A 24,809-nucleotide genomic window follows, 5' to 3' on the forward strand; every position below is an offset into this window, starting at 1 on the left:
ACTAAAATTTTCCTCGATATAGCAGCAATTTAGTAATAAACTTTGCACAAGATCTCAAATATGAGTTTCTTTTGTTAAACGAAAAACAGTTATTTACGTGCTACACACAAAATGACTCGGACCGACACAATCAACAAGCCGAAGCATCCATATAATGATAAGAGCGCTGCCATAGACGCTTAAGGAATCTGCAACATGGCCTTGAAAGATGCAATGCCTTCAGTACTACTGGAAAATGTAGTCAATTTAATTCACACAAAAATCCCTCATTCTCAAGCCAAACAAGTTGAGCAATTTGCCAATTGCCTCTACGCCCATATGTCAAAAGACGATCTCAATGCTCGTAATGACAGTGATTTATATGGTGCTGTAGTGAGCCTTTGGAATGCGCTGAATAAAACGGCCCAGGATCAAACCCACATCCGTGTATTTAATCCTAGCCAAGCAAAACATGGCTGGCAGTCAACTCACAGCATTATTGAGGTTATCCAACTTGATATGCCTTTCTTGGTTGACTCGCTCTCAATGGCGTTAAATCGAATGGGCATCACTGCCCATGTGATGTTACATACGCCATTAGCCGTTGTACGTGGTAATAACAACAATGTGTCAGATGTGTCATTTGTTAATGACACAACAGATAACAGCAATAATGTTGCTGTATTCTTGGTCGAAATTGATAAACAAAATAGTGATGCTGACATTAAAGCGATTGAAAAAGAAATTCAATCTGTACTTGCTGATGTTTCAGCGTCGGTCAATGATTGGCAATTAATGTCAGATACATTAACCGAGACTATTAAGCAATTACCTTCACGTCCATTCCCTGGTGATAAAACGGAATTGAAAGAGTCAGTTGATTTTTTAAACTACTTGAACAACCATCATTTCACTTTGCTTGGCTATCGTTATTACGATTTAAAACGTGTTGAAGGTGATGTTGAGCTTGTTCCTAATATTGAATCTAGCTTAGGGCTAATGAACCGTTCAAAAACCTCACACAGTGAGCGTGGTTTATTACTTTCAAGTTTATCTGATTCAGCCCGTAAAGAGGCATTAGATGAAAGCTTACTTGTTCTCACCAAGAGCTCTGCTAAAAGTCGTGTACATCGTCCGGCTTATGTAGATTATATTGGTGTTAAACGTTTCGATAAAAAAGGCAACGTAATCGGTGAAGATCGCTTCATTGGTTTATATGCTTCAAATCTTTATAACCGTAGCCCACGCGAAATTCCATTATTGGGCGAAAAGGTTCAGCGCATTCTTGATAATTCTGGGCTAACTCCGCGCTCGCATGATTATAAAGCGTTGATGAACATTCTTGAAAACTTACCTCGTGATGAGCTAATTCAAGCTAAAGATCCTGAGCTATCAAACATAGCTCATGGTGTTTTGGAAATGCAAGATCGCGATAAGTTAAAGCTGTTTGTGCGTAAAGACGGTTATGGTCGTTTCTTGTCGTGTTTAGTGTATGTGTCTAAAGACCGCTACAACACTAAGTTACGCCAAGACACTCAACGCATTTTGGCACAACATTTCCAAAGTAATGAAGATGTTGAGTTCACCACGTATTTTTCTGAGTCTACTCTGGCTCGCACTCACTATATTATCAAAGTTGATAATAACAATATGGATGTTGATGTGGCCGCCATTGAAAAAAATCTTATTGAAGCCGCTCGCTCGTGGGATGACAAACTGCACACTGCATTAAACAATGCCGTTGGTGAACAAGCTGGAACAGGACTGACAAAGCGTTATTTAAATGCGTTCCCACCTAGCTATAAAGATGATGTATTACCAAGTTCTGCTGTGGTTGATATGCAGCATTTAGAAGCTTTGGATGATGATCACAAGTTAGGCATGTTGTTCTATCAGCCACAAGAGTCGGCGTTAAATGACAATAAAGTTCGCTTAAAACTGTTTCATAAAGACGAGCCAATTCATTTGTCTGATGTTTTGCCAATGCTAGAAAACTTTGGCTTACGCGTGATCAATGAACGTCCGTACGAAGTGAAAACCAATGATGGCGCGACATTCTGGATTTTAGATTTCTTAATGACAGTGCAAGGCGCTGCCACAGAGAATCTAGCCGACAGTCAAGACCGTTTCCAAACGGCTTTATTGCAAGTGTGGCAGAAGAAGTTAGAAGATGACGGCTTTAACCGCATGGTACTGTCAACAGGCCTCAGTGGTCGTGAAGTGTCTATTTTGCGTGCTTATGCCAAGTACATGCGTCAAATTGATGCAACATTCAGTCAGTCGTACATCGAAGAAACGTTTAGCCGTTATCCTAAATTAGCGGACTTATTGGTGAAAATGTTCATCCGTAAGTTTAACCCTAAACTAAAAACGCGCACCTTAAGTAAGTTCCTTGAACAGGTGAACATACAACTTGATGACGTTTCAAGCTTAGATGATGACCGGATTATTCGTCGTTACTTAGATTTAATAAACGCCACATTACGAACTAACTTCTATCAAACTGCAGTCAGCGGCAAAGCGAAAGACTATATCTCGTTTAAATTTGCACCGAGCTTAATCCCAGAAATGCCTAAGCCGATGCCTAAGTTTGAGATTTTCGTGTATTCGCCTCGTGTTGAAGGTGTGCATTTACGCGGTGGTAAAGTGGCCCGTGGTGGTTTACGTTGGTCTGATCGTCGTGAAGACTTCCGTACCGAAGTACTCGGTTTAGTAAAAGCACAACAAGTTAAAAACACCGTGATTGTGCCTGTAGGCGCAAAAGGTGGTTTTGTGTGTAAGCAACTGCCGACAGAAGGTGGCCGCGAAGCATTATTCACTGAAGGGCAAGAATGTTACCGTATCTTTATCCGTGCGTTATTAGATATTTCAGACAACATTGTTAATGGTGAAGTGGTTCCACCCGCAGATGTTGTACGTCACGATGAAGACGATCCATATTTGGTTGTTGCTGCTGACAAAGGCACGGCAACATTCTCAGATATTGCTAATGCGATTGCGATTGAATATAACTTCTGGTTAGGCGATGCGTTTGCTTCTGGTGGTAGTAACGGTTATGACCACAAGAAAATGGGTATTACTGCACGCGGTGCATGGGAGTCGGTTAAACGCCATTTCCGTGAAATTGGTGTAGATTGCCAAACGACTCCATTTAGTTGTGTTGCGATTGGCGACATGGCTGGTGACGTATTTGGTAACGGTATGCTGTTATCTGAGCAAACTCAATTGGTCGCTGCATTTAACCATATGCACATCTTTATTGACCCTACGCCCAAAATTGCAGAAAGCTATGCTGAGCGTCAGCGTTTATTTGTACTGCCACGCTCAAGCTGGGAAGACTATAACGCTAAACTGATTTCTAAAGGCGGCGGGATATTCTTACGCTCTGCTAAGTCAATTAAATTGACACCAGAAATCAAGAAAATGTTGGACACTGACAAAGACACCATGAACCCAACTGAACTGATGAAAGAACTACTGAAAATGCCAGTAGACTTGATTTGGAATGGTGGTATTGGTACCTACGTTAAGTCGAGCAAAGAATCGCATGCTGAAGTAGGCGACCGTGCCAACGACACCTTACGTGTTAATGGTAAAGAAGTACGTGCAAAAATCATCGGTGAAGGCGGTAACTTAGGTTGCACTCAATTAGGCCGTATTGAATACTGCGCTAATGGAGGCCGTATGAATACCGACTTCGTCGATAACGTTGGCGGTGTAGATTGTTCAGATAACGAAGTTAACATCAAAATCTTCTTAAACACGTTAGTGGCAGAAGGTGAGTTAACCGTTAAACAGCGTAACCGTTTACTTGAAGACATGACTGACGAAGTCAGTGAAATTGTGATTAAAGATTGTAAAGATCAAACCCGTACGATTTCGGTTACCCAAGTACATGGTGTGTCACAGCTTAAAGAGCAAATTCGTTTTATTCAGTATCTTGAAAAAGACGGTAAACTTGACCGCGCACTTGAGTTCTTACCAACTGATGACGATCTTGCCGAACGTTTAGCCAATGGCCGTGCTTTAACTCGTCCTGAGTTATCGGTATTAGTTGCTTACGCTAAAATGGTACTTAAAGAACAGCTCGTGACACCTGAAATCACTGAAGATGCATTTTTAAGCAAGTTATTAGTGGCTTATTTCCCTAAAAAGTTACAAGCAAAATACGCTGATAAAATGACCGCACATCCTCTACGTGGTGAAATTATTGCTACATCATTAGCTAATGAATTAGTTAATGATATGGGCTTTAATTTTGTACAACGTATGCAAGATGAGACCGGTGCAACAGTTGCTGAAGCGGCTATTAGTTATACTATGGCCCGAGAGATCTTTGGTCTTGATGAGTTAACCGCTTCTATTACTGAGTTAAATGGTGTTATTCCGGCACATGTGCAGGGTGAAATGCTACATCTGTTACGTCGTAATATGCGTCGAGCATGTCGTTGGTTTATTCGTCATCGCAATCGTGCTCATGATATTGATCAAACAGTGGCATTCTTTAAGCCTGTATTTGAACAGCTTAAAGCTAACGTTGACCAGTATATGATTGAAGCTGAAGTTAAAGTGATTTCTGCTGAAATTACTACTCTAGTAAAAGAAAATGTCCCTAAAGCAGTTGCACTAATTGTCGCTAAAATGAGTACATTATTCTCTGCGTTAGACATTGCACAAATTGCTCAAATCGAGAATAAGTCAGTTGATCTGGTATCAGAAACTTACTTCAAACTCGGTGCAAAAGTTGAATTACATTGGTTCTTAGAACAAATCAATGCTCAACCTGTAGCAAACCATTGGCAAGCACTTGCTCGTGCGGCATTCAGAGAAGAACTTGATTGGCAACAACGAGCATTAAGTTCTGCAGTATTACGTACTTGTACAGATACTTGTGATGCAGATAGTGTTATTAATCAATGGATTACATTAAACAAACCATTGCTTGAAAGATGGTATCACATGCTAGCCGACTTCAAGGTTTCTCAAACCCATGAATTTGCTAAGTTCTCAGTCGCCTTAAGAGAACTGAACTTGCTGATTTTGCATTGCGAAGGTCAGAAGTAGTTTTTATAATGTGAATAAGCCCTGGCGATTGCCGGGGTTTTTTTTAGGTCTAGGAGAAAACATGTTTTACAAACTCGCGCAAAAAGTAATGTTTCAGATGGACCCTGAGTTAGCCCACAATATCGCGATTGGCAGTTTGAAAATGACCGGAAACAATCTGTTAAATTGTTTCTATCGTCAACAGGTTAAATCTGCTCCTGTAACCTGTATGGGACTGACGTTCCCAAATCCTGTCGGCTTAGCTGCAGGATTAGATAAAGACGGCGAGTCAATTGATGCTTTTCATGCAATGGGTTTTGGCCATATTGAAGTCGGGACAGTAACACCACGGCCACAAGCCGGTAACGATCAACCGCGTTTATTTCGATTAAAACCTGCCAAAGGCATTATTAATCGCATGGGTTTTAATAATAAAGGTGTCGATAATCTGGTACGTAATTTAATGGCCAAAAAGTCTGACATTATGGTTGGCGTGAACATAGGTAAAAATAAAGACACTCCAGTAGAGCAGGGTAAAGATGACTACCTAATTTGTATGGAAAAGGTTTATCAATATGCGAGCTATATTGCAGTTAATATTTCCTCTCCTAACACTCCTGGTTTACGTTCAATGCAATACGGTGAGTTATTAGATGACTTACTTAGCTCAATTAAAGCCAAACAAACTGAATTAGCCGCTAAACACGGTAAATATGTGCCAGTGGCGCTAAAAATTGCGCCTGATTTAAGCTCAGAAGAAATTAGTGCTATAGCTGATTCATTGATGAGTAATCAGTTTGATGGTGTTATCGCGACCAACACCACCTTAAGCCGCGATAATGTGGTTGGATTAAAAAATGCTGAAGAAATGGGTGGCTTAAGTGGCAAACCGTTGACGGATTTATCAACACAAGTGATCAAACAATTAGCGATCTGTTTACAAGGTAAGATCCCGATCATTGGTGTTGGTGGGATCAATAGTGCAGCAGATGCTTTAGCTAAATTTGACGCTGGCTCAACTATGGTGCAGATATACTCTGGTTTTATCTATCAAGGTCCTAAATTGGTTGATCAGATCGCTAGAGCTTATTGTAAAAAATAGTGACTAAAATATAACGTTATTGATCAAAAATCATGCCGCGATCGAATTTTAGATCATTCGATCGCGCTAACACTATGAAATTTATGTTATAATTTATAATTAAATTTTGATATTGGGTGAAAAATAAACTATTATGCACAAGTGTTCAACATTTAGGTGCAGATTGCCATGTTATTAATGCCAAACAAGGACTGGCATTGGGAATACAATGAAACTTGCAAGCAGCTAAGTATTTCATTGGGTTCCGAGATGGAGTTCTTAACCCCATACAAGACAAAACTATTAATTCCAGATGCGTTAACCGCAACTGAATTTAATCTTGAACACGCAAAATTCTACATTAAAATGCTCGAAACACTTCCTAAAGTGCTACACATCTCTGATGCAGGTATTGTACAAACCGCTTTAAATGCCACCGCTGCCCATTTTTTATTACAATCGCAAATGCCCAAGTCTTGGTTTTTCGATGTGAGTGATGAGTGTGTTTATTGCGAAGTTGGTAAGTTATTTCAACTTAATTGTGGCTATTCAAAAGTATTAGCATTAGTGGTTGATAATGGCTTACAAGCCGCAACAGTGATGATTCTATCGCAATACTGTCAGTTATCAGACAGCAAATCGCTAGTACAATTCGACACCATTAAAGTGATGCATAATCGTTTGCACCCATTGCGTAAAGCCAGACAAGTCGTGGCAGCTTAATATTGAAGTTAATGTGTGTAATAAAATAATGCCAAACATAGAGTTTAGCATTTTTTTTAGCTCATTTTCTTAAAAAAATTTAACTCATTTTACGCAGCACACTAAGCGGCGCAATACGTAATACCCAATGCAAAATAGCCCATGGATAACTCGGTACATAAGCATTAGCTTTCTCTTTTTGAATCGCTTTCACCATAGCTTTACAACCTGTCTCGGTGTCGACAATAAACGGAACCGTTTTAACTTTTTCATTAATCTCACTGCGAATAAAGCCAGGGTGTATACACGTCACTTTTATTGGTGTGTTCATCACATCGATACGGATACCTTCAGATAACGACGTTAAGGCTGCTTTTGTAGCCGCATAAACGGTCATGGCACGTCTAAATCCACGCACTGCACTAATCGATGAAATAGTGACAAGATGGCCATTGTTTTGCTCACGAAAAATGGCCATCGCAGCTTCACACTGGGCAATGGCAGCAATAAAGTTAGTTTGCGCAGTTTGTAAGTTAGCTTCAAAAAAACCGCTACCAATTGCAGCACCTTTGCCCATTCCAGCATTAACAATGACGCGGTCTAGTTGGCCTAACTCTTGTTTAAATTGACTAAATACTTCAAATACTTGTGGGTGGTCGTTCACATCAAGTGATTTAATTAACACCTGTATATTGGGATTAATCACCAATAATTCTTGCTTTAATTCTTCGAGGCGGTCTATTCGTCTAGCACACAAGGCTAGATTATGGTTTTGCTTAGCAAATTCAATTGCCATACCGCGGCCTAAACCTGAACTCGCCCCAGTGATTAATATGTTTGTCCGTTTCATAATGTGCTCTTTATTTTTGTTTTAATTGTTTTGCTAAATGTGTTGAGCATCATCACTTAACGATACTCACAAAGTGAATATAACTTAAATCAAGCTGCATAAATGGCGTTGCTCCCCATCAAAAAAGCTATGCTCATTTAAGGTAATTAAACTCAGTCGTTGTCGTTTTAACTGTAATTGGCTCACACCGCAATTAACTAGCTGTTTATTGATATTAAAAAATTGACCTTCTGGTACTGATAATATTTGCATTATCGCGGCACTAATTACGCCACCAGAGGTGAATACAAACACAGTGTCATTGTCATTTGTCTGCTCGATCAGTTGTTGTAATCCTTGGTTTACACGTTGAGTAAAGTGCTGCCAAGATTCGTTATAGTTATAGTTATCGTTAGCGTTAGCGTAATTTGATTGTTGTTGCCATTGCTCAATGGCTTGACTAAATAATTCGATAAAGGCCCTGGTGGGTGAAGCTTGTTGTTGGAGGTAATGCTTCATCGCTTCTGGATTGGCTAAGTCTGGTCGATAAACCGCAATCACATTTTCATGATCAAACTCATTCCAAAGAGTACTTATCTGTAATGACTCATTCAATAAAAGTGGTGACAACGTCGATAAACAAGCATCACGAGTTTGTTGATGACGAGTCATGTTGCCGCAAATAACATGCTTAGGTTGAATTAAGCGTTGGTTAAAATACTCACCCAAATGCCTTGCTTGGCTATGGCCTAAACTTGATAAGTTGTCATAGTTATTAGCGCCAAAGCTTGCTTGCCCATGGCGGATTAAATAAATATTCGCCACGGTTATCCTTTTTGCTTCATTGCACGTTTACAGCGCCACAATAAATAATGTGAAAAAATCCAAAATTGTTTGAATGCAGGGTTGCGTGTTTGTTTATGGTGATAGCGATAATAAATTTGCTGCACTATGCCTGCTAAACGGAATAAACCAAATACTTCATAAAAGCGAAAATCTTCAATAGTGATGTCCATTTTGTCACAGTAATATTTCACCACTTGCTCGCGAGTGAGCATACCATCAAGGTGTGTGGGTTGGCGGCGAGTCATTTGAGCTAAAAAGTCATCGTCGGCTTCAACCCAATAGGCGAGGGTATTGCCCAAATCCATCAATGGATTACCGAGTGTTGCCAGTTCCCAGTCAAGTATTCCATTGACCTTACTGATGTCATCTGGATCTAACACCACGTTATCAAACCGAAAGTCATTGTGGGTTAGGCAAATGGTTTCTTGTGCTGGTTTATGTTGTTGTAGCCAAGTCATCACACTTTTACCAGAGGGCACATTCCAAGTTTTAGCTTGAGTGTAGCGCTGGCTCCAGCCATCAATCTGACGCTGAGTATAACCTTCGCCTTTGCCGATGTGGTTAAGGTTAGCGGCATCAATATCCACTTTGTGTAACTCGATTAAACAATCAATCACATTGGTGCAAAGGGTTCTGGCTTGTTGTTTATCGACTTTTAAGCCTTTAGGAAGATTTTGTCTTGGGATAATGCCATTGAGCTTTTCCATGACATAAAACTCAGTCCCTAAGACATTGTCATCATCGCAATGTACCAGCATTGCAGGCACATAAGGGTACACGGGTTTAAGTGCTTGCTGTAATCGATACTCGCGCCCCATGTCGTGAGCACCTTTGGCTTTGGTGCCTTTAGGTGCACGGCGTAAAATAAGATCGCGATTAGCGTAGCTTAAACAGTAAGTCCAATTGGATGCACCGCCAGTGTACTGGGTTATAGTTAACTCACCTTCAAGCCCATTAATGTGCTGTTTTAACCACGGGTCGATAACCGCTGCGTCAAAATCCTCGCCGGTACGAACCGTTTTAGCTTTATCAAGATATTGTTGGTTCATTAAGCTTGTTCCTCCCTTAACAATTGCCTAAGACGCTGTGTTTGTTTTAACACTAGTTTAAAATACCAATGTAAAGGCAATAAACGTTTTAACTGATAAAGCCGTTTGCCTTGTTGATGTGTCAGTAATAGAAATTGTTTGTTCTTTTCGCCTTGATAGGCGATATCTGCCACTTGTGTTGCATTGATAGGTGACTTATCAAATAGCTTACCCATGAGTTTTTCCATGGTTGGTAATTGGGTGCGTAAGCTAGTACCAAGATTTGTTTTAAAAAAGCCAGGGCATAACACGCTAACATTAATATTGTCATCGGCAAGTTCTAAGCGCAACGTTTCTGACAACGATACCACAGCCGCTTTTGATGCATTATAACTGGACATAAATGGGATTGGGGTTAAACCCGCTTGTGATGCCACATTCACAATACTGCCAACACCTTGTTGTTTAAAAAGCGGTACAAATTGCTGACACATGTTAACGATACCAAATAAGTTGATTTCCATAATCCAACGCCATTGCAACATAGGTTCAGCTTCTATTTTATCTGCAGAAGCCACGCCGGCATTATTGATTAATACATCGATATGTTGCCAACGCTCATTCAGTACTTTTACGAGGGCTGTAATGCTGTCTGTGTTGGTGATATCGCAAGGCACGAAAAAAGCCTTGCCTCCTAACGCTTCGATTTCTTGGCACACCTGTTCGCCAGCTGGTTGATTAATATCTGCAACGCACACTTCGGCATGCTGACTCGCCCATTTAAGCGCAAGAGCTTTACCTAAGCCCGATGCCGCGCCGGTGATCACCACATGTTGTTGTTCTATTGGTTTCATTGTTATCACCATTATTGGTACTTTGCTAACTCAAGACGCGACACCATGGCCATATGCACTTCATCCGGTCCATCGGCTAAACGTAAACTGCGGGCCATTGCTGCAAAACCTGCTAATGGTGTGTCATGGTTCATGCCTGCACCACCATATATTTGAATCGCCATATCGACGACTTGGGTCAGCATATTCGGGACAACCACTTTAATTGCAGAAATATCGGTCATGGCGTGCTTGACGCCTAAGTTATCAATTTTCCACGCGGCATTAAGTGTCAATAATCGAGCTTGCTCTATTGCCATGCGCGCTTGGGCTATACGTTCAAGATTACCGCCTAATTTGATAATAGGCTGACCAAAGGCGATTCGAGATTTACCGCGCTCAATCGCTAATGATAAGGCTCGTTCTGCTGCGCCAATCGCGCGCATACAGTGATGAATACGACCGGGGCCTAATCGACCTTGAGCTATTTCAAAGCCTTTACCTAAACCCATAATGACATTACTTTTGGGCACACGAACATTAACGAGCTCCATCTCACCATGGCCATAAGGTGCATCATAATCACCATAGGCGGTTAGCATACGTGTGATGCTGACCCCAGGCGTGTCCATCGGCACCAATACCATGCTATGACGTTGGTGTTTTGGTGCGTCGCTATGAGACAGTCCCATAAAGATCATGATCTTACTATTTGGATGGCCCAAACCCGTTGACCACCATTTGCGGCCATTGATGACAACATCATCACCGTCTTCAATAATAGTGGCTTGCATATTGGTGGCATCCGACGAAGCCACGTCAGGTTCTGTCATCGCAAATACTGATCGGATTTCGCCAGCTAGTAGAGGTGTTAACCATTGTTGCTGTTGTTGCTTATCACCAAAGTGATAAAGCACTTCCATGTTACCGGTATCTGGTGCATTACAATTGAAGATTTCTGGGGCCAGAAGCGATCGCCCCATTGCTTCAGCTAAGGGGGCGTATTCAACACAAGTCAGCCCTTTACCTAATGTGGCATCAGGTAGAAATAAATTCCATAATCCTAGTGCTTTTGCTTGAGCTTTAAGTGCTTCTATTTGCGGTAACAGTTGCCAACGTGTCCAATCGCAACTGTGATTGATTCGTCTATTTTCTGCGAGTAATTCAGCTTCAATTGGGAGGATATATTGATTAATAAACAACGTTACTTTCGCTAAATATTGTTGTGATTTTTCTGTAGCGTAGATATTCATTTAAGCATCCTGTGTGACGTAAGCCTCAGTTATTGTCAGTATGTGACCAAGCTATTGTTAAGAGTTCAGCATATCGCAGTATTTTGAGTGAATGAAATGAAATAACATGCTAGGTTGTAATGAATGCCATTCATAGATGTGTGTGGCAAATTCATTTAACAATAGAGGTCAAGATGGCAGATACTAAAGCAATTCAGCAGCTTGACCTTAATTTGTTGAAAATATTTGAAGCGCTTTATTCTGAACAAAACATGACTTTAGCGTCAAAATCGTTGTTTATAACGCCATCAGCAGTAAGCCATGCGATAAAACGATTACGTTTAGTGTTAAACGACCCGCTATTTGTACGCCAAGGCCTGCAAATGCAACCGACAGCTGCTTGTCAACGTATGGCTCCGCAACTTATAAGTGCGCTAAATCGAATAAGGCAAATACTGCAGCAATGTGGGGAGTTTGACCCGCTTACTACGGAGCAAACTTTTAAAATAGCCATTCATGAGGCCCTAGAAAGCCAAATAATGCCGACGCTGATTAAGCAAGTTTCGCAGTTAATTCCGCATGCGAAAATAGCCAGTATGTCATTGTCTCGGGAAAATATAGCGCGTCAATTAGCCAATGGGGAGGTGGATTTAGCCATTGATGTTGCGCGAGCGGTGAATGCCCCTTTAGCTCACAAAACCCTATTGTCAGATCCATTTTGTGTGTTGATAGACCGTCGACAACATGCAATGTATTTAGAGCCTAGTACGAAGCTGACTCCAACCGACTATGCCAATGCTGAGCATGTAGCAGTATCGAGCAGGCCCACTGGCCGAGTAATGGAAGATATTTTGTTACAACAACAAGGTATTAATCGGCACATTAAATACCGATGCCAGAGTTACCAAACAGCCGCGAAAATTGTCATAGGGTCGCCTTTTATGTTGACCTTACCGCGCTCTTTAGCGGAGCAATTTACACATCCAGATTTACATGTGTGCACAATGCCATTTGAACTACCGGACATTGATACCCATTTATATTGGCACATGAATACTGAGACCGATCCCGCTTTTGTGTGGTTAAGAGCACAAATTGAGATGGTTATTGTTGCGAAGTAATCATCTTTATTGCGGAATAGAAACGCTATTGAGCAGAAATATCGATTGGCATATCGAACCAGATCAAGCTGCATTATTACGATAGATGCAGCATGGAGTAATTAAGGGTCCCTTTTTAGCCATTATAATAAAGTCTACTATATTTGTCGGTTGCGAAGCACTATCGTGAACAACTCATCAACAAAACACAGCAGTGATAAAACAGTCCTGTTACTGAGTCTATTTTATACTATAACTAACATTGCTGAGTTCGTGTCAGTTTTCATCTCATAACCATTTTAATAATAATCATAATGTCATGGTGCCTGTATGAACCCAATTAATATGTTTTTTCGTAAAACGACAATTGCAAACCGTTTATTAGGAATGTTGGCATTAGCAATCATTGCTACTGTTATCGTTTTCTGGTTTTCATTAACACGAGTTGAAAACGTGTTAATTAATGAAAAAGAAGCCAAACTGAATGCTTTGGTAGACATCGCTACCACCATCGCGGATAAATATTATCAAGATGCTCAGTCTGGAATCCTGAGCGAAGATGAGGCCAAAGTCATGGCTTTGGCAGCAATTGATAAATTACGCTATTCAGGCAATGAGTATTATTTCAGTATTGATACTCAAGGGACGATGATCCAACATGCTTTTGCTAAGCAATTAGTCAATACCAAGGTATTAGCAATGCAAGATCCAAATGGCGTTAAGCTGTTTGAACAAATGATCCAACGTACCGAACAGCAGGATTCAGCACGAGTAGATTACATGTGGAACAAACCACAACAGGAACAACCTAGTCCAAAAATGTCAGTGGTCAAGCGTTTTAAGCCCTGGGGATGGATTATCGGGACGGGTATCTATGTCGATGATATTCAAAATGATAAAAATCAATTTATTACGCAATACTTATTGTTATTGGCTCTGGTTTGGCTGCCTGTCATCTTATTGCTGTTTTTTATCATTCGCAGTATTTCAGGGCCGATGATTGAAACCATTAGCGCGTTTAAAAATATTGCCAAGGGCGAGGGGGACTTGACCTTACGTTTGTCTGAAGAGGGTAATGATGAACTCAAACAAATCGCACATCATTTCAATGCTTTTATTGATAAAATCCAGAAAGTCATTATATCTGTCAGCCACTCGGTTGATGAGTCGAGTCGCTTAGCACAAAATATGTCGACGATTGCACAGCAGGCCAATCAAATCTCATCTAACGTACAAGCCGAAACTGAGAATGTGGCAACCGCGATAAATGAAATGTCGATGACCGCATCAGAAGTGGCTTCTAATGCGCAACTGGCAGCAGACAGTACCCACCATGCTGATAAAGAGGCAGACAAATCTGCTAACGTTGTTGATAATGCGATGAAAAAAATATCTGAATTATCCAGTGAATTAACCGCGACAGAAGAGGTTGCTAAAGGCTTACAAGTAAGTTCAAGTAAGATTGGTCAAATTCTGGATGTGATTGTGGGAATAGCAGATCAAACTAATTTGTTAGCGTTGAATGCTGCCATCGAAGCCGCTAGAGCGGGAGAAGCTGGTCGAGGTTTTGCTGTTGTTGCTGATGAAGTTCGAACGCTTGCTAGCCGAACTCAAGCTTCAACAAGTGAAATTAATCTTATCATCGACGCAATCAGAAGTGCCATTGACAGTGTTAATGCTTCTGTTGCTAGGGCTAAAGTCAAATCATCTGAAACGGTCAATGAAACTCAACAAGTTGTAGTTGCGCTTGAAAATATTAAGTCTTCAATTGAGAAAATATCGCAAATGAATGTTCAAATAGCAGCAGCCACAGAAGAGCAAAGCACTGTTATTGGCGAACTGAATATGAATATTACTCGCATCAATGACATGTCGTTAGAAAATCGAACTCAGAATGAGCTCATTAACAAAGGCAGTATGGATATAGAACAAGGTGCTATTCAGTTACATCAACTTGTAGACCAATTTAAAGTAAAATAACCCGCCGTTAGTCAGGTTGGTTCTATAAGCCTGACTAGCTTCCGTTCGAGATAATGAATGATGCCCAAACAGCTCTTTATCTCACAGACTCTATAACTTACTATCGATGGTGTTTTCACTTGAAACAGCCATGTTATTGATATAGTAACTGACTGATGAAAAAATCATTATGAGTTAAATACATCGCAAGTTTGCGATAGCAGACTTGAAATAAATCCATTTTAGCGATTTATTTCACCTGTTCACTCAAGTTGAGGTTAATTATTCTCTCAGAAATAGATTGAATTATTTCAGCAGTACTAGTGTGATATTTGCACCATAATGTTGATGACATCTTGATATGAGATATTGTACTGGCGTGAGAGGTTAATTATCTTAGTTTTATAAGTTTGAATATGCTCTTGTTTAAGCAGGTTTACTTGTTTCTGCTCAACAATAGTATTGACCGTGTCTTGCAAGATTAATAAACGGCGCAAACTGAAATCCAACGAGTCGATATACGCTGTCATTTGCTGCTTATTACGGGCATTTTCAAGGTTTGTGGTAGTGCGTTGTTCGAAGTCTAACTCATCAAACGCATCCATCATTTTCTGTAAATTTAAATCTTCACTCATAAGTATGATTTTTTACGTTATTTTTATAAATTATATTCATTTTTATTGAATAAGTCACTCTTTAACTTGATTTGTGGGTATGTTGATATACTAAGTTAACGGTACTTTTTGAGTGTAATAATATATCGTTAACAATACTTGTTGAATATACTCATTCTCGGTAACCTAAGATTTTGATCTACAAGGAGGAGTCATGTTAGATCTATTGCCAGACTTATTTGATCACTACCCTGAACAATTGACGTTGTTGTCAAATCCATGGAAAGCATTCGGCGCAAAATCGATATTCTATGGTGAAGTCGTGACCGTTAAATGTTTTGAAGACAATTCAAAAGTAAAATCTGAATTAGCTAAAAAGGGTCACGGTAAAGTATTGGTTGTTGACGGAGGTGGCTCAACAAGACGTGCATTGCTTGGCGACATGATAGCCTTAAGTGCATGTGACAATGGTTGGGAAGGTATTATCATTAATGGTTGTATTCGTGACGCTGGAACCATTAACACCATGTTAATTGGTGTGCAAGCTTTAGGCGCTAATCCCATTAAAACTGACAAAAAAGGCGTAGGAGAGGTCAATGTCACAATTGAGATTGCTGGCATCAGTATTTCTCCTGGAATGATGATCTACGCAGATTTAAATGGTGTTGCTGTCAGTAGGCAGGCACTGGATTTAGCTATTTTAACTTAAAATAGCGACAGACAAGGAAGCAAAAATGAAACTAATAAAGTGGTTGTTAGCAATAGTGCTAACGTTAGTGATAGGTGTAACTGTCTACCTCACAATGTTTTTCGATTTAAATAATTTTAAACCGCAAATTGTCGATGCGGTAAAAAAACAAACTGGCCGTGATTTACAAATCAGCCAAGATTTAAGTTGGAGCGTGTTTCCATCTTTAGGCATCAAGCTTGGGGGCATTTCGTTATCGAACCCAAATGGGTTTACCCCAGCTTCGATGCTTGATGTTAATGAGGCCGTGGCTAATGTGGCGTTGATGCCATTATTTAGCCAACAAATTGAAGTTGATTTATTAAAGCTTGATGGCTTAACACTCAACTTAGTCACTCAAAAAGACGGCAAGACCAGTTTTGATGGTTTGACTGCTGAAACATCGGCAGAAAAACCGCAATCAACCTCAAGCAATTCAGAAGCGATGTCTTTACAGACCTTAGATATTGGCGGCATTGAACTTACCAATACGAATATCAATATTATTGATATGGCCAGCAATACCACTCAAACCTTCAGTCTAAAAAGTTTTACTTTAGGACAGTTCAGCCTAGGACAATTCGCTGATTTTGCTTACGAGTTTTCAGCGACACTGCCTGATATGCAGTTAGCGTCATCTGGGCAAGGCAACGTTAAAGTCGACCAAGCATTGCAGAATGTCACGATTAATGATTTTGACATGGTGCATAAAGCCCAAGGCGATAGCTTGCCAGGCAAAGCGATTACCGCAGAGCTGAGTACACAAATGACGATGGCATTAGATGCAAAAACCATTGAGCTGCAATTGACTAAAATGTCAGCTATGGACTTAGCTGCCACTGGCGATATTAAGATTAATTATGGTAATAGCATTCCTAAAATTGCGATGAATCTTGATGTTGGCGATATTGATGTCGATGCATTACTGCCAAAGCAAGAAGGCGATGCGAAAGAAACTGAGGCAACATCTGAAACTGCGTCAACTCAAGAACCTGATTTATCGGCATTAAAGAGTATAGATTTAACTCTAAACTTAACCGCTAAATCAATTAAAGTCAGTAATATGTTAACGCAAAATTGGCAAATGAAAATGGCCATAAATAAAGGTGTATTAACGTTATCGTCGCTGACTGCCGATTTATATGAAGGTAAGCTAGTACTTAGCGCTAAGCTTGATGGTCGTAAAGCGGTACCAACTTATGTGTTTGATAAAAAATTAACTGGTGTGCAAATTCGTCCGTTATTAATCGATGCTGCTGAAGTGGATTTACTTTCTGGAACAGCGAGTTTTGAAGTTAAAGGCAGCGGTGCCAGTTTGATTGCTGATAATCTAAAAAACAATCTTAATGCAGAGGGTCAGTTTGAAGTAGCAGATGGCTCGTTGTATGGGGTTAACATTCCACAGATGATCCGTAGCGCGCAGCAAAAATTGAAAGGTGATTTATCGGCAGATAAGAAAGAAGAGCTGAAAACCGATTTTACCAGTTTGACCGGTAGTTTCACGATGAAAGATGCTGTTGTGACTAACCCTGATTTAGCGATGGCTTCACCGTTAATTCGCTTAAATGGTAAAGGCACAGCAAACATTGCCACCGAAGCGTTGGATTACACCTTAACAACCAGTGTCGTTGGGTCATTATCAGGACAAGGCGAAGCTGCTGATGAGTCACTGAAAGGTATCGACATTCCGTTAACTATCAAAGGTACATTCCAAGAGCCTAAGTTTGGCATTGATACCAAAGCGTTATTGGAAGGCCAATTTAAAGATGAGGCTGATAAAGCTAAAGAAAAGCTAAAAGAAGGATTGTTTAAGAAGCTTGGAATTTAAATCATCCATTAATGACAAGGGCTGTAGGTGCTTCGATATGAATAATACTACAGCCTTATTCAAAGCGGCTTTGTTACTGCTATACGGTTTGCAGTTAACTAACCTCAACTCGGTGTAAGAAGTGGGATATGTGAGTCGAAATGACAATATTTAGCCTATTTTATATCAAACTTGTCATTTGTTTTGCTAACAAGGCGCATTGGTACGTCAATAGCTAACCTATTGCAAGTCAATGCAACACAGTTAGCGAGACAAAGGACTGTTTTATAACCGTTTATTATCCCGAGTCGAGGTTATCTAGGCTAAAAATGGATAGTAATGTACAGTAATAACAGTATGGTTAGCCTAATCAAATTATTGAACACTGTGAACCAGTGGATTTATTAATGCTAATGTTATGCCATAAAAAAACGGACAAGTGTTCACTTGTCCGTTTTTTTATGGCTGAAATTAACTGAGTGTTTAACTTATACCAATAGCTATTCTAGCCTTTGTTCATTAATTGTGCCTTATTGGCAAAGCTAACTAGCTATTGGTCATAATCAATTTCAGTATCTGTCCTGGTTGGATCAATTTACTGTTTTGTAAACTGTTCCATTCGATTAACTCTGCAACGGTAACCTTATATTTAAGTGCTATACGCGCTAAAGAGTCACCTGATTGTACGCGATAGCTAACCGTTTTATCATTGCTTGCAGTGAGAGAGGCGACTTCATTAGGAAAAATAACTAATGATTTGCCAATGGCTAACGTGGATTGTTTTTTAAGATTATTCCACTTCATTAGTTGTGCGACGGTCACTTGCTGTGACTGCGCTATCTTCCATAATGAATCACCAGATTTAATGGTATAAGCTTGCTTGTTCGAGCTTGATTTAACCACGGTTCTACGCGCGAGTACTTGGTCTGCGGTCATGGTGACGAGATCGGGATCTTTTGCCGCAACAGGAATAATTAAAAAACGACCAGCAACAATATTATTGCCTTTAATACCGTTACTGCTTCTTATTAATGTTGCAGTGGTTTCAAATTGGTCGGCAATTTCACTGATGCTGTCACCAGATTTAATTTTATACCGAACCCAGTTAATACGGGAGTTTGGTTCAATAGTGGCTAATGCTCGTTTAAAGGATGCCGCTTTTTCACTAGGTACAATCAATTGATGTGGACCTTGTGGGGCGGTTGCCCAGCGCTTTAAACCTGGATTAATCGCTTTTAAATCATTTATGTCAATTTGAGCCAAATCAGCAGCTAAGTTAATGTCGAGTTGGCTTTCAATATTGACTACCTCTATCTGAGGTGAATTATCAATAGGGATTAAATTGATACCGTACTTGTCTGCATGTTTAATGACATCGGCCAATGCTAATAACTGAGGCACATAATGAGCCGTTTCCCGAGGCAGCGATAGTGACCAGAAATCTGTCGATTTTCCACGGGCTTGGTTATGTTTTATTGCATTGAATATTCGGCCTTCACCTGAGTTATAAGCGGCAATGGTATATAACCAATTGTGATCCATTTTGGCGTAGAGGTATTCCATTAAATCTAAAGCAGCTTTTGTCGATGAGGCAACATCACGGCGTCCGTCATACCACCAATTTGTCTTTACACCGAACGACATGGCCGTTGGCGCGGTTAATTGCCATAACCCCGAGGCATCACTTGGTGAATAGGCGAGTGGGTCAAAGCCACTTTCAACAATAGGTAACAATGCTAGCTCTAAAGGTAAATTACGCTTTTTTAACTGTTCGACAATGTAATACAGATATGGCTGAGCACGTTGAGTCACGATTTCTAAATGCGTAGGATTCTCGATGTACCATTGGCGGTATTGAGCCACTAAAGCATTATCGACAACAGGAAAGCGCATTTGATTGCCGATCATGAGCCATAAATCGTTAACTTGAGCAACTTGTTCTTCAATTTGATCAAGGGTTACGGTCGCTGATTTTTTGTTTTTAGCGTTAGCTGTAACAGTGTGGGTTGTACTATCAGAACTTGGCTCTGCAGTATGGAGTGTCTGGCACCCCGTTATAGCCAGCATACTGCCAGCTATAATAATCAAGTTTGCTTTCATTTGAAGATACACTTCCTCAAGTTCTCAGGGCGTTAAAAAAAGGGCGAACATACCAAATGCCTATGAGACTCTTTTGGTCATGCTTTAGTTCAGTTTGGCATTGTAGATTAAATTATTTGGCATGTCTTATTAAAGTGTTTTCATGTTAATCTAAAATTGATTTTTCCATTCCCTTAACAATGTAAATGTCTGAATATCATCTATATTTGTTATTTTGTATTCTGTTGATATTGCGACTTGAGTCTCATTTAGATGACAACGTAGGAACGGGTTTATGGCTTTTTCTGTCGCGATTGTGCTAGGTATCGTTGGTATGTTTTGTGAGCGTAATTGGCCAACTTTGTGGGCATAATCAATCAACTGTGAATTATTTGGTGTGACATGTAAGGCGAAATCGACATTGGATTGTGTGTATTCATGAGCACAAAAGACTTGGGTTTGGTTGGGTAAGTTTGCCAGCATAGTTAACGATTGCAGCATTTGTGTCGGTGTGCCTTCGAATAAACGTCCACATCCGCCACTGAATAAGGTATCGCCACAAAATAATTTATCATCAATATAATAGGCAATATGACCTAAAGTATGCCCAGGAACTGCCATCACTTGGGTAAGCCCTAAATGAGGTATCTCAATATTTATATCCGATGAAACGGTTAAAGGATGGGTTAAACCATCGATAGGTTCGTTACTCGGACCATAAACAATAAGACGGTTGTTGAAGTGCTGCTGCAGTTGTTTTATACCGCCAGTATGGTCGCTGTGATGATGAGTAATGAGTATGCCGACTAAATTAAGTTCTGTTGTAGCTAGGTAATCGATAACACTTTGGCCGCAGCCAGGATCAACTACATAAGCATCAAGGCTACTTGTTTGATGAATTAACCAGAGGTAGTTGTCATTAAAAGCTGGAATGGTATGAACGTTAAGCATAATCTGACTCGAGTGATGATTGACTATCTGTTAGGGTAACGGATATCGTTAAATAACTTCAAGTGAAGTTATCCTGAAAGTATCAATGATGGTTAGCTGAACATTAAATGAGCTATGGTAAAGTTGATGGGTTGAGAGAATATGACATTTTTGCAAAGTAATCGTTGGCGGGCTCCATGTTAAAACCCCTTATTTGGCAAGATTTACCTTTTGGTGAATTATTGCAAGCTGAGATTGAAGCAAAATTAGCCCCATGGTGGCCGCGAATATTTGGCTATCATTTACTTAAAGCAGGGGCGTTAAGTAGCCAGTTAAACAGTTTACATTGCAGCATAGCACGGCATTTTTCTGTTTATGATGGTGCAGATGCGAGTATTCAAGCCGATCCGCATCATTTACCTGTACAACAAAGTGCCATTGATGCGGTGTTAAGTTGTTTTCTTTTAGAATTTGAATCAGACCCTTATCAAATTTTACGAGAGTTCGACAGAGTGCTCATTAGCAGTGGTTATATTTTTATTGTTGGTTTTAATCCCATCAGTCCGGCTTTTATAGGCAAAATATTGCCTAAATATCAAACTCAGTTACCTTGGAACGGGCAGTTTTTTATGCCATCAAGAGTTAAAGATTGGCTTGGGTTACTGGGATATAAAGTACTAGCAGATGAACGGTTAATGTACCATTCGTTATTAGGGCACCGCGGAGTCAATACGCCTAATCAACCGAGCAAACCTCAACAAGCACCATTGTGGCAAAAAAGTATCGCCAACTGGCTACCTAGTACTGGCAGTGTTTACTTAATCGTGGCTCGAAAAATGACGACGCCACTTACACCGATTAAAGATAAGTCGAAGGTCAAAGCGCCTAACTGGTCAACGGCGCCATCGGCAGGTCGTACCGGGTTAACTCACACTCCGAGTATTGAGACCCAGACATTAAACAATTCAAAATCATAAAAAGTAACCTCAACTCGGTTTAAGAGATGAGGTCCGTAAGCCAAAATCAGAAGAGTTGAGCTATTTCATAGCAAAATATTACTTTTGCTACCAGGGCTGATTGAAGCGGTAATATCTAGCTTATTGCAAGTCAATGCACCCCGTTAGCGTAGCAAAGGACTTTTTGATAACCAGTGATTATCCCGAGCTAGAGTTAAATAGCGATGACCTCACTATTCTGGGTGATAACCGGTATCAGCTTGTCGAGGCTTAGCTTCAGCCGCTTTGCGTGCTAATACATCACAACGTTCATTTTCAATGTGGCCGGCATGGCCTTTTACCCAGTGCCAGTCGATCTTGTGTAATTGACTTACCGCATCTAGACGCTTCCATAAATCGACATTTTTAACTGGTTGTTTAGTTGAGGTTATCCAGCCCTTTTTCTTCCAACCATGGATCCAAGTCATAATACCTTGGCGCATATACTGGCTATCGCTGGTTAAAATAATATTACAGGGTTCGTATAAGGTTTCTAACGCGATAATTGGGGCTAAAAGTTCCATACGATTATTGGTTGTTAATGAGAATCCATCGGCGATTTCATGTTGCTGATGTTTATATTTCATTACCACGCCATAACCGCCAGGTCCTGGATTTCCTAAGCAAGAGCCATCAGTAAAGATATACAGCTGTTTGAGTTCGGCCATCAAGTTGTTACCATAGCGAAATATTCGCGCCAGTATACTCAATTTATACAAAGGCGAGGGCTGAATGAGTAAAAAATATGAACATTATTTCTAGTGCAAGTCGTCAAGTGATCCTCGATACCGAAACTACCGGTATGAACCAAGCGGGTGGACCGATTTATGTGGGCCATCGCATTATTGAAATTGGTTGTGTTGAAGTGATTAATCGTCGCTTAACAGGTCGAACGTATCACCAATATATTAATCCTGGTCAAGCGATTGATGAAGAGGCAATTCAAGTTCACGGTATTACCAATGACCGTGTTGCCAACGAACCGCGTTTTCATCAAATAGCCAAAGATTTTATCGATTTTATCGATGGCGCTGAAATTGTCGCTCATAACGCCAACTTCGACGTGAGCTTTATGGACCATGAGTTTTCAAAACTCAATCCAATTGGGCCTAAAACCAAAGAGATTTGCAGTATTCTCGACAGTTTAGCCATTGCAAAGCGTCTGCATCCAGGACAAAAAAATAACTTAGATGCGTTGTGTCGACGTTACGGTATCGATAATGGCCGCCGTACTTATCACGGCGCATTACTCGATGCGGAAATTCTTGCTGATGTTTACTTAATCATGACAGGTGGACAAATTAAGTTTAATTTGTCTAATGAAAAAGCGGGTCAAGAAGGTGGCGGAATTAAAAATATCGATCCGGCGGCGTTTAATCTTAAAGTCGTTGGTGCATCAGCCGATGAAATACTATTACACGAACAACGACTTGATCTCATTGCGAAGTCAGGTAAATGTCTCTGGAGAGGGTAAACCAACCTTTATGAGTGCCACTCGCGCCGGTTATCTTGCTATTTCATGTTTATTGTTGCTGAGTCTTATCTTTGCTTGGCAACCTAATGCCCAAGCTGCAATGGTCAATGCATCGCAAGCAGCAGAACTTAAAAATCGTTTTCGAATCGATTATATGGTTGATCATTTAACGTTAGTTATCCAACGAAGCTATGGTTCTGCGCCTGTCGTGGTGATTTTACCTGATGGCAGCAAATGGTACTCAAATCGTCATCCTCAAACGGTAAAATGGGTAGATGGTATTGCTGCCGATATGATTTATATCGAAAAACCGATGCCAGGGCCTTGGCAGTTATTAGGCAGTGTGGTTGAAGGATCGACAATACAAAAAATCTCTGCATTAGACATTGCTGTGCAACCATTACCGCAACCACTTTATCAGGGTGAAAGGTTAAAAGTTACAGCAAGACTCTTGGGTGATAATTTAACCATGAGAATGCCGGGTTTGGAGTATATGGTCGAATGGACTGCACGTTTTACCAGTGCGCATCTTCCAACTGACGACAATTTCGCAACGGGTACCATTATTGTTGGTGCTTATAAAGACAATGGTGAATTGTTGGACGAAACACCTGACGATGGCATCTTTACCGGAAGCCATAATTTACAACAACCTACCGGTCATTATGTACTCAATGTCACTGCACGAAATAATGTCTTTGAGCGTGAATATGTGATGCCGTTTGAGCTCTTGCCACAACCAATCAAAGTCAAAATGGTACCCAATAGCGATCCATTAAAAGGCATATGGCAGATACAGTTAACGGTTGATGAATCTGTGGTGAAATTAGCAGAAACTCATTTTGAGTTTGACTTAGTCGGCCCTGCTGGGTTGTTGCTGCCTATTACCTTGCAAACCATGACCAGTGCAGATCAAATTCTATACTTACCTAAAGTGACTGAGTTTGGCAGTTATCGTGTTAAAGGCAGTGTGGTTTCTACTACGGTTGATGGCCGAGAAATTGTGCTCAATTTACCTGAAATGTTTTTTAATTTAGTAGAGCCCCCAGCTCCAGTCCCAACAGTTGAAGAACTTGCTGAAAAAGCGGCTATTCAAGCTGAAATTGAAGAGAAAGTCGCTAAAGACGATGCGATGTTCTGGATTATTACCATTAATGGCATACTTTTTTTCGTTGGTATTATTGGTTTGGTGATATGGCGTAAAAAACAAACGCTGGCAAAGGCGATGGCTGCGGCGGAAGAAAGGTTAAAGCAAAATCCAGTGAATGAAGATAAACCTAAAGACAGTATTCTAGAAAGCGTCGACTTAGATGATATTGATTTGAGTATGCCAGATGATAAAAATTAAGCCACTGAAGTGAGTGGTTTTTGTACTAAAACTTGATAATTGTACATTTTTTAACTAAATGAGCGAAAACAATTAAAAAACTGTTGACGATTAATTATCACAACTTTATTATTCATCGCACTTGTGTGGAGCGGTAGTTCAGTTGGTTAGAATACCGGCCTGTCACGCCGGGGGTCGCGGGTTCGAGTCCCGTCCGCTCCGCC

The 24,809-nt window shown here is 40.4% G+C and carries 19 protein-coding genes and 1 tRNA gene; 11 read left to right on the top strand and 9 right to left on the bottom strand.

All coding sequences use genetic code 11. From position 1 onward, the window contains the following. Positions 1 to 195: 195 nt before the first annotated feature. From AAEY98_RS10830 to AAEY98_RS10840, 3 genes are all read left to right on the top strand, one after another. On the top strand, positions 196 to 5,043 hold the full coding sequence (locus tag AAEY98_RS10830; protein ID WP_350978011.1) for an NAD-glutamate dehydrogenase: 4,848 nt from the start codon (positions 196 to 198) through the stop codon (positions 5,041 to 5,043). Positions 5,044 to 5,104: 61 nt separating this feature from the next. Then, entirely contained in the window at positions 5,105 to 6,124 is a 1,020-nt protein-coding gene (pyrD, locus tag AAEY98_RS10835; RefSeq protein ID WP_350978009.1) for a quinone-dependent dihydroorotate dehydrogenase, read from the top strand. Positions 6,125 to 6,292: 168 nt separating this feature from the next. Next, positions 6,293 to 6,826 carry a cell division protein ZapC gene (locus AAEY98_RS10840; RefSeq protein WP_011637675.1) on the top strand — a complete coding sequence of 178 codons (534 nt, stop codon included), beginning with the start codon at positions 6,293 to 6,295 and terminating at the stop codon, positions 6,824 to 6,826. A gap of 79 nt (positions 6,827 to 6,905) precedes the next feature. Here the strand turns inward: AAEY98_RS10840 and AAEY98_RS10845 are convergent, their stop codons facing one another. The 5 genes from AAEY98_RS10845 to AAEY98_RS10865 all read right to left on the bottom strand — a co-directional run bounded on the left by AAEY98_RS10845 (position 6,906) and on the right by AAEY98_RS10865 (position 11,594). Then, entirely contained in the window at positions 6,906 to 7,655 is a 750-nt protein-coding gene (locus tag AAEY98_RS10845; protein WP_182743771.1) for an SDR family oxidoreductase, read from the bottom strand. A gap of 84 nt (positions 7,656 to 7,739) precedes the next feature. Beyond that, the gene (locus AAEY98_RS10850) at positions 7,740 to 8,459 is read right to left on the bottom strand and encodes a histidine phosphatase family protein (RefSeq protein WP_351016869.1); all 720 of its coding nucleotides are present in this window, start codon (positions 8,457 to 8,459) and stop codon (positions 7,740 to 7,742) included. Positions 8,460 to 8,461: 2 nt separating this feature from the next. Next, complete coding sequence (locus AAEY98_RS10855) at positions 8,462 to 9,529, bottom strand: phosphotransferase family protein (RefSeq protein ID WP_351016872.1); 1,068 nt, start codon at positions 9,527 to 9,529, stop codon at positions 8,462 to 8,464. Continuing rightward, a complete protein-coding gene (locus tag AAEY98_RS10860) occupies positions 9,529 to 10,362 on the bottom strand; it encodes an SDR family oxidoreductase (protein WP_101086993.1) in 834 nt (277 codons plus the stop codon). The genes AAEY98_RS10855 and AAEY98_RS10860 overlap by 1 nt, the downstream gene beginning before the upstream one ends. A gap of 11 nt (positions 10,363 to 10,373) precedes the next feature. Further along, positions 10,374 to 11,594 carry an acyl-CoA dehydrogenase family protein gene (locus AAEY98_RS10865; RefSeq protein WP_101086994.1) on the bottom strand — a complete coding sequence of 407 codons (1,221 nt, stop codon included), beginning with the start codon at positions 11,592 to 11,594 and terminating at the stop codon, positions 10,374 to 10,376. Between the two features lie 173 nt (positions 11,595 to 11,767). On the opposite strand from AAEY98_RS10865, the gene AAEY98_RS10870 reads away from it, so the two are divergent. Together AAEY98_RS10870 and AAEY98_RS10875 are read left to right on the top strand one after the other, a co-directional pair. Then, positions 11,768 to 12,694, top strand: coding sequence for a LysR family transcriptional regulator (locus tag AAEY98_RS10870; protein ID WP_174839640.1), 927 nt, complete (start codon positions 11,768 to 11,770; stop codon positions 12,692 to 12,694). Between the two features lie 309 nt (positions 12,695 to 13,003). Further along, positions 13,004 to 14,653: a methyl-accepting chemotaxis protein gene (locus tag AAEY98_RS10875; protein WP_351016875.1), complete on the top strand. Its 1,650-nt coding sequence runs from the start codon at positions 13,004 to 13,006 to the stop codon at positions 14,651 to 14,653. 299 nt (positions 14,654 to 14,952) lie between these two features. On the opposite strand, the gene AAEY98_RS10880 is transcribed toward AAEY98_RS10875, so the two are convergent. Further along, positions 14,953 to 15,267: a hypothetical protein gene (locus AAEY98_RS10880; protein ID WP_101086997.1), complete on the bottom strand. Its 315-nt coding sequence runs from the start codon at positions 15,265 to 15,267 to the stop codon at positions 14,953 to 14,955. A gap of 193 nt (positions 15,268 to 15,460) precedes the next feature. Here AAEY98_RS10880 and AAEY98_RS10885 point away from each other — a divergent pair, with 193 nt between their 5' ends. After that, the gene (locus AAEY98_RS10885; RefSeq protein WP_101086998.1) at positions 15,461 to 15,955 is read left to right on the top strand and encodes a putative 4-hydroxy-4-methyl-2-oxoglutarate aldolase; all 495 of its coding nucleotides are present in this window, start codon (positions 15,461 to 15,463) and stop codon (positions 15,953 to 15,955) included. Between the two features lie 25 nt (positions 15,956 to 15,980). Continuing rightward, positions 15,981 to 17,801, top strand: coding sequence for an AsmA family protein (locus AAEY98_RS10890; RefSeq protein ID WP_351016878.1), 1,821 nt, complete (start codon positions 15,981 to 15,983; stop codon positions 17,799 to 17,801). A gap of 525 nt (positions 17,802 to 18,326) precedes the next feature. On the opposite strand, the gene AAEY98_RS10895 is transcribed toward AAEY98_RS10890, so the two are convergent. Continuing rightward, positions 18,327 to 19,880 (bottom strand): lytic transglycosylase, encoded by a 1,554-nt coding sequence (locus AAEY98_RS10895; RefSeq protein ID WP_101087000.1) that lies wholly within the window; start codon positions 19,878 to 19,880, stop codon positions 18,327 to 18,329. Between the two features lie 150 nt (positions 19,881 to 20,030). Further along, a complete protein-coding gene (gene gloB / locus AAEY98_RS10900) occupies positions 20,031 to 20,810 on the bottom strand; it encodes a hydroxyacylglutathione hydrolase (RefSeq protein WP_351016881.1) in 780 nt (259 codons plus the stop codon). A 176-nt stretch (positions 20,811 to 20,986) separates the two neighbouring features. Here gloB and AAEY98_RS10905 point away from each other — a divergent pair, with 176 nt between their 5' ends. Further along, the gene (locus AAEY98_RS10905; RefSeq protein WP_162023269.1) at positions 20,987 to 21,766 is read left to right on the top strand and encodes a methyltransferase domain-containing protein; all 780 of its coding nucleotides are present in this window, start codon (positions 20,987 to 20,989) and stop codon (positions 21,764 to 21,766) included. A 212-nt stretch (positions 21,767 to 21,978) separates the two neighbouring features. Here the strand turns inward: AAEY98_RS10905 and rnhA are convergent, their stop codons facing one another. Further along, positions 21,979 to 22,452, bottom strand: coding sequence for a ribonuclease HI (gene rnhA / locus AAEY98_RS10910; protein WP_351016884.1), 474 nt, complete (start codon positions 22,450 to 22,452; stop codon positions 21,979 to 21,981). A gap of 77 nt (positions 22,453 to 22,529) precedes the next feature. Here rnhA and dnaQ point away from each other — a divergent pair, with 77 nt between their 5' ends. The 3 genes from dnaQ (at position 22,530) to AAEY98_RS10925 (ending at position 24,807) form a co-directional block, all read left to right on the top strand. After that, positions 22,530 to 23,258, top strand: a complete 729-nt coding sequence (gene dnaQ / locus AAEY98_RS10915) for a DNA polymerase III subunit epsilon (protein WP_101087004.1) — start codon at positions 22,530 to 22,532, stop codon at positions 23,256 to 23,258. A gap of 10 nt (positions 23,259 to 23,268) precedes the next feature. After that, complete coding sequence (locus AAEY98_RS10920) at positions 23,269 to 24,606, top strand: TIGR03503 family protein (RefSeq protein WP_182743765.1); 1,338 nt, start codon at positions 23,269 to 23,271, stop codon at positions 24,604 to 24,606. A gap of 127 nt (positions 24,607 to 24,733) precedes the next feature. After that, positions 24,734 to 24,807, top strand: a tRNA-Asp gene (locus AAEY98_RS10925). The last annotated feature ends 2 nt before the right edge of the window (positions 24,808 to 24,809 follow it).

Origin of the sequence: Shewanella sp. AC91-MNA-CIBAN-0169 (genome assembly GCF_040310165.1) — a bacterium.
Classification (GTDB): Bacteria; Pseudomonadota; Gammaproteobacteria; order Enterobacterales; family Shewanellaceae; genus Shewanella.